General features: G+C 66.6%; 1 protein-coding gene. It reads right to left on the reverse strand.

The features are described from left to right. Positions 1-14: 14 nt before the first annotated feature. On the reverse strand, positions 15-1460 hold the full coding sequence (locus IE94_RS0134070; RefSeq protein ID WP_051777905.1) for an NF041680 family putative transposase: 1446 nt from the start codon (positions 1458-1460) through the stop codon (positions 15-17). Positions 1461-1799: the final 339 nt, after the last annotated feature.

Genomic DNA, 1799 nt, shown 5'->3' on the forward strand with positions numbered 1-1799 from the left:
AGCTTGTTCTTTATCTACCAGGACCTGCCAGGCTTGCCGATGGCTTTGAGAGTCTCGGGGCGCTTGACGGTTTTGCCGACGTCGTAGCGGGGTGCCCGGTGCTTGTTCTTGGCGCCGGGTGGCCGTCCGGGGCTGGCGCCTCTGGGTTTGGGAACACGGGTCGGGCAGGCGAGGTGAACGCGGATGTTCCTGAACCCCCGGCGGACTCGGGCCGGGGTGAGCCGGTCGGAGGTGGTGGGCTTCTCCCAGGGCCGGCGGAGGTCTTCTGCGAGAGGCCGGGCGAGCCGGAGCTGGGTGTGAGCGACGATCAGGATCCAGGTCCAGCGGTCCGCCGCCTGGGGAGTACGGAGCTTCGGAGTGGTCCAGCCCAGGGTCTGCTTCGCGAAGCGAAAGGTGTGCTCCAGGTCGAAGCGGCGGAGAAATGCCTGCCAGAATCGGTCCACGTCGTCCGGAGTGGCGCCGGTCTTGGAGGACCACAACCACACCGGCGGGGCATCACGGTCTTTCGACAGATGCTCGACCTTCAACCGAATCAACGTGCCCTCGACCAGGGGAAGTTCACCGTCGTGGTGGAGCCATGAGGAGCGGTGGGTGAGCCTTGGGTGGACCCGGTCCCATGCCTGAGTCTCGGCCTTGCCGTAGTTGGTGGTTGCGGTGACCGTGCTGATCGCAGGCTCGGGCCAGGTCTCCGGCTTGGCGAAGCGGAATTCCGGGCCGTGCTTGGGCGGCCGTCCGCCCTTTGGGTCGTGGACGCGAGGCGGCTTGGGCAGGCGCATGACCCGGTCGGAGCGGACGCGGCCAACCAGCTCGACGGGCAGGTCGCGCAGGACCCAGGCCAGGCGGGTGACGTCATAGCCGGCGTCGCTGACGATCACGATATACGGGTCCCCGCTCTGCCACTGGCCGGCCGCGACGAGCCGTTCAATGACTCCTCGGAGCTGGGCGGCGGTGACTGCGGTCGCGTCGTCTGCAGGTCCCAGCCGGACCGCGTCCAGGATCGCGGTCCAGGAGGTGGCACCCGGCTCCAGCACGGCGACAAAGGAGTACGGCCAGCCCGGGATGAACTGCGATGCCGTCTTCGCCCGGCCGTAGACGTGGCAGAACAGCCGGTCCGCTGAGCACGGCGCGTCCGAGCGAAGCCACGGCGACACATCTACCGCGAGGACCAGTCGCCCGCCGTCAAACCGAGGCAGCGACAGTCCGGCCAGCACCGTCCGCAACCGACCGATGTCGATCCGGCCGTGGTTCAGGCCGCCGTACATCGCTCCGTGCCCACGTCGATGTTCGGGCAGCAGTGTCAGGTCCACCGGGGACTTAACCGCACCGTCCGCACACAGCACCGCGTCCACCAGCTCGAACAACGCGTCGCGCCGTGCGGTCAGACACTCATAGAACTCACCTCGGAAGGCTGACGCTTGCGCGAACGCTTCCCTCCGGACAGCACCAGGCAGCAGACTCACCCTCACGGCCTTCGTCTTGGTCACGTGCACCTTGGTCGGAGCACATGATCAGACGAAGACCGTTCCCGCGTCCGGTGATTGTCGGGCTTACGATCAAGTTCGACGGCCGTTCGAGGCCCACATGGGGGCGTAATGTCAGAGATCGCTCAGTGGCTCAAGGACTGGCATGCCGCACATGAACACGAGCTTCGCGCTCGTGGGATCAGCTCTACGGTGAAGCGACCCGTCCCAGGAACCCCATCCCGAGGGCGGCCGAAGGCCACGGCAGTGAGCCTCACACTGGAATCAGAAGAGCGCACGGGGATGGCGTTCCTCTGGGAATCGGGTGCTACTTCACTG

It is taken from the genome of Streptomyces violaceorubidus (genome assembly GCF_000717995.1).
GTDB lineage: Bacteria > Actinomycetota > Actinomycetes > Streptomycetales > Streptomycetaceae > Streptomyces > Streptomyces violaceorubidus.